The sequence below is a fragment of the Methanocrinis sp. genome, from assembly GCF_049974945.1.
In the GTDB taxonomy this organism is placed as follows: Archaea; Halobacteriota; Methanosarcinia; order Methanotrichales; family Methanotrichaceae; genus Methanocrinis.
Window position 1 is genome coordinate 1 of the sequence record NZ_JBNGCU010000107.1, and the last position, 4,994, is coordinate 4,994.

Here is a 4,994-nt window from a genome sequence, read left to right on the forward strand (position 1 = left end):
GATAGACCTGACCGATCTAGATAGACCTGACCGATCTAGATAGACCTGACCGATCTAGATAGCTATCCAAGTTTTGATCTCTGATCGTCTATGAAGTCCCGTTACCGCCTCCAAAATTGAACCTTGCTGGGTACCGCAGACCTCGTTGCGCAACTATTTTGCGCAACCTCCACCACCTGGATCAAAAATGAAGGGAACGAAGCCCAGAGGGCCGATTATGTCCGGAACCACTTCCCGCCCGGTTAGCGGCGTAAATCAATGCTTCGGTCCGGCCCAGCGAGCTGGCCGATTCGCCACTCCAACTGGACGCGGAACATCTGGCCATCGGCGCCGTTCTGGCCATCGCCCTCAACCTGCAATCATCATCAAAAACCGTTAATATCGTTGGTGATCAAATATTGTTCAAATAGATGATGCACAGAAGTTCGTTATAAATGCTGGGAACATACTGAGGTCCTCATCTCCCAGGGGGTTTGACGCTTATGAAAAGAAGTTTGGCTCATCATCTTGCTCTCCTAACTATCCTGCTATCGCTGATGGTTTCGGCCGCCGCCGGAGCGCCCGCTCCTCTGAAGATCGATAAGACGACCTCGGAGCTGGCCATCGAGGCTCCGTCCCGGCTGGCCGACGTTCGGGCCGTCATCTACCCGTGCGCCTTCGAGGGGAGGATCGCCGACGCTGAGACGGGTGATCCGATCCGGGGCGTCTCCGTCACCTTCGTCCGGGAAGACGATCGGCGGACCTGGTCTGACACCACCAGCAGCAACGGGAACTACCGGGTGGAGCTCCCGGAGGGGAGCTACTCGTACATCGCCACCTCCAAAGACTACGTAATGGAGTCGAGCAGCCCCGATCTGGTCAGCGTCCGTGCCCCCTATACTCGGAGGGTCGGCGGAGCGGGCGGGATCGTCCGGGAGATCACCGTCACCAGCGAGAGCACGATGGAGATCGACCTCGATATGGAGCCCCGACCCCGAACCGTCCTCCTGGTCACGACCAACCTGCTCAGAGAGACGACCGCCCTGGAAGACGCCCTGGACGAGTACATCGAGACCGTGGGCAGGACCGACGGGCTGGATGCCAGGTACATCGTCCTCGACTCGTCGGAGTGTCTCGCAGAGTACGGGGTCCGGGCCGCCGATCCGACCGACTGGCACGAGATCAGGGACGCCCTGGAGGCGATCGCCGGGGAGACGGGACCTGCCTATTTAATCCTCCTGGGCGGAGAGGCGGCGGTCCCCAGGCCCCTCACCGTCACCATCGACGGCCGAATCTGGTACCACCCCACCGACGCCTGGTACGTCGACTTCGACGGGGACGGGATCGCCGACGAGGGGTTCGTCGCCGGCAGGCTCCCCGACCTCTCGACGGAATCCTCGGGGATCGTCGCTGCCCTGGAGACGGCCACCTTTCTTCACGAGTCCGGCGGATACGGGCTGAGCCCCGAGGTCCGGTTCAGCACCCAGTGCTGGCTTTCGCCGCCGATCGGCCTCGGCGACGCCTGCGATGAGGACGACGCCTCCTGCGGCCTCTGCCGGGCGACGCCCCCCTATGGGGTCTGCGATGACTGCGACATGAGAGAGGAGACCTTCGGGCAGATCTCGGAGAGCGACTACATAGTCTTCATGGGCCACGGAAGCCCCCAGTCCTTCTCCACCAACGACCACGTCCCGATATTCAGGGTCGAGAACGTCGAGGACGTAGATCTCGAGACCAACCATCCGGTGATAACCGGCTACGTCTCCTGCAACTCTGGGCTTCTGTACCGGGATCGTCCGAGCTTTGGTACGGAGTTTCTGCGGGCGGGGGCCGCGGCCTTCGTGGCCAGGAACACGGAGCAGGGCACCCCCAGCTACTTCGCCGCTCACTTCCCCGATTACATCAGCGGGACTGGACCGCAGGGGACCTACCGGATCGGGGACGCCCTCTTCGAGCTGATGAGGGAATCGGTCTTGAGGGCTGGTGGCTCGCAGAAGACGGCTGCAGCCCAGCTCTCGATCTACGGCGACCCCACCCTCAAGAGAAACCCACGAGAATTTTTGGTCTTTTCAAGGCCGGCCCTGGTGGCGATCCGCTGATCTGATCTAGCCCGGAGCCCCTGTCCCGACCGCCTCCGGATCGATGAAGAGGCCCCGGTCGGGGTGGAGGCAGGAGTACTGGATGCTCGTCTCGTAGGCCACCCCCTCGAAATATCCGGCGCCGGAGACGATCTCGCCCAGCCCCCCTCCATCTCCGGCGGCCGGGTCGACGGCCACGTAGCCCTCACCAGGATGGCTCACCACCACCCACATCCTTCGACCAAGAGGGTGGCCCTGGTAGCCAGCCAAGAGCCGAGCGTCGCGCCCCTCCCTCTCCAGAAGGGCCCAGCAGACCTGAGATCGCTGAAAGGACCCTGGATCGGGTCCCTCTTGGGTGTAGCTGTATCGGTCCAGAAGGTTCACCAGACCCAGTATCCAGGTGAGGTTCACCTCAGCCAAGGGCTCGATATGGATCAGTCGGGGCGGATCGCAGTCCTTCTCGATGACGGTCCGGGCCGAAGATCCGTCCTCCCCTTCCCCGGCCACCCCCCCCGCTGGCACTTCCACCACCAGCCCCCGGTACCATTCCGCCTCCTCAGGTCCGACCAGGGTACCCAGGCCCCTATCGGTGCCCGGGGCTGCCGAGGATATCGCCTGCCACCCCCCCTCAGTATCCTGGGCCACGACCCAATAGGCCCCCCTCCACCTGAGGATCGCAACCCCATACCCCGCCTCTTGAAGGAGCTTCTGGAGGACCGCCTCCCTCGGAGGATCGCCCGTCCTCCGGGCCAAAGAGAGGATCTCCTCGGAGGCGATCTGATCGACCTCTCCCCCCACCCGATGGCCCACCAGGGAGACCTTCACCGCCACCATGGGGTTTGGCTGAGGCGCCACGCCCGCAAAGTGGTATGACGATAGGGTCTCGGAGAGGACGGTGCCCCAGCCGTCGAGGGTGGCGGGCCGGGGCCCCAGCTCCACGTAGCTCTCGGAGATCTCGTCTCTGAAGCTTTCGAGGACCTGCTCGAACCTTTCCAGGTTTTCATCCCACACCTCAGGAGACGACCAGAAAGAGGTGTAGAAGAACCTGCCCGAGATCGGAGAACACCAGGCGACGATCCGCTTCTGCGCCCCCTGGCCGCCGTACCTGTAGTATATGTTTAGGCTTGAGGCTTTCTGATCGCCAACGACGACCGGATCGCCCTGCTCCGCTGTCAGGACGGAAAACCGCAGATACTCGCTCCTATAGGCCCTGATCACCTGCCTGAGGCAGCTCTCGGGGTTGATGCCGAAGTCCTCAAACCAGCCGATTCGAACAAGAGCGGAATCCCCCTCCAGGGTGAGGTTTCCCTCATATCGATCACCGTCAGAGGTCACATCCCAGCCCGGCGGAATCTCGAGGGAGAAGTTCGTCCCCCGATATCTCTCCTCGCCCACCTCCCCGCTCCTCGAACCCGGGCGCAGATCCGAGAGATCCTCCATGACCAGGCGATGCCCTCGGGTCCTTTCGGTCCCGAAGTTCGCCTCGTCCGAAGGGTTTGAGACCTCACCGTCAAGGCCCATCTCCAGCCCGAATCCGGGTATCGGAGGGGCCACAAAAGCGTCATCGAACTCGAGCTTCCATATCAGATCCTCATCCGCCCCCGACGCCAAAACGAGGAAGAAAGAGACGACCGCGAGAAGGACAACGGTTCCGCCGACGAAGACACCCCCCGAAGGACGAACACCCCCCATATCGGTCTTTGCGAGGGGGCAAAATATAAACAATTTTCTATTCAAAGCTCTATCGTCATCATGTCGTATCCCAGGGGCCACCTCTTGGCGGCAAGGTCATGAGGCGGAAAGAGGTGGCTTATGTGGGTCAAAACAACCTCTCTCGCCGAGAGGTCGCGGGCGAGGCCTACTGCCTCCTCCGCGTCCATATGCTTGGTGAGGGTGTATCCCGGAGGGGTTATGGCGTCGGCGACCATCAGGTCGGCACCCTTCATCAGCTCCAGGCTCGCCTCGGGGATCTGGAGGGTGGTATCTCCCGTCACCACCAGCCTCTTTCCCCCCGCCCTCACCAGGACCCCCGCCGCCTCGCAGATGGGCGGGTGGTCCACCTCGAAGAGGACAAACTCCATCCCTGCGATCTCGAAGGGCTGGCCGATCTCGACGACGTTCCTCTTCGGCCTCATGAAGTAGAGGTAATTGAGGATGTAGTCCATCGTCTCCTTCAGGGAGTAGGCGGGAACCCTGTTCTGGACCCGGTGAAAGTCGCCGAAGCCCGCATAGTGGTCGTAGTGGGCGTGGGTCCAGATCACGCCATCGACCCGGCTGATTCCAGTCCTGATCAGCTGCCACCGCAGGTCGGGGCTGGTGTCAATGAGCACCTTTCCACCGCCGTTCTCCACCAGGATCGAGAACCTGAGCCTCCTGCTCCTTCCGCCGCAGAGGGCGTCGACGCAGGCGGGACATCTGCATCCGATCTTTGGCGTACCTATGGCATCGCCGGTCCCCAGGAGGGTCACCTTCATGGGGCGGCGCTCCCCCGATGGTCGGTGATCCTCCGGTCGAACTCCTGGATTCCCCTGAGCATATCCTCCTGGTCGATGGACCTCCTGTCCACCAGGAGGGCGTTGAGAACGGCTTCCCTAACCACCAGCCTGATGTCCGAGCCGGAGTAGCCCTCGGACCTCTCGGCCAGAACTTCAGCGTCCACCTGGGCGTCGATCTTCGCCAGGACCTTCTCGAAGATCTTTCGCCTCATCAAAAGGTCCGGGAGCGGGAAGCTGACGATCTTGTCAAACCGCCTCCAGGCCGCGTAGTCGAGGAGCTGCGGGTGGTTTGTCGCGGCGATGAGGAGAACGCCGTCTTCGACGAGGCTGACGTCGTCGATCGCCTTAAGAAGGGTGTTCACGGCCCTCTTGATCGCGCCGTGCTCATCGGAGGTCCTGGTCTTGGCCACGAAGTCGAACTCGTCTATGAAGAGGATGCAGG

General features: G+C 62.1%; 4 protein-coding genes. 1 reads left to right on the forward strand and 3 read right to left on the reverse strand.

Annotation, left to right across the window (positions count from 1 at the left end; translation table 11 throughout):
* Positions 1 to 482: 482 nt before the first annotated feature.
* Positions 483 to 2,078 carry a C25 family cysteine peptidase gene (locus ACP5EL_RS09000; protein ID WP_428402177.1) on the forward strand — a complete coding sequence of 532 codons (1,596 nt, stop codon included), beginning with the start codon at positions 483 to 485 and terminating at the stop codon, positions 2,076 to 2,078.
* A gap of 6 nt (positions 2,079 to 2,084) precedes the next feature.
* Here ACP5EL_RS09000 and ACP5EL_RS09005 read toward each other — a convergent pair whose 3' ends face one another.
* The 3 genes from ACP5EL_RS09005 to ACP5EL_RS09015 all read right to left on the reverse strand — a co-directional run.
* The gene (locus ACP5EL_RS09005; RefSeq protein ID WP_428402178.1) at positions 2,085 to 3,749 is read right to left on the reverse strand and encodes a hypothetical protein; all 1,665 of its coding nucleotides are present in this window, start codon (positions 3,747 to 3,749) and stop codon (positions 2,085 to 2,087) included.
* Positions 3,750 to 3,790: 41 nt separating this feature from the next.
* Positions 3,791 to 4,531: an MBL fold metallo-hydrolase gene (locus tag ACP5EL_RS09010; RefSeq protein WP_428402179.1), complete on the reverse strand. Its 741-nt coding sequence runs from the start codon at positions 4,529 to 4,531 to the stop codon at positions 3,791 to 3,793.
* The coding region (locus ACP5EL_RS09015) for an AAA family ATPase (protein WP_428402180.1) at positions 4,528 to 4,994 on the reverse strand (467 nt) is incomplete at its 5' end. The genes ACP5EL_RS09010 and ACP5EL_RS09015, both read right to left, overlap by 4 nt.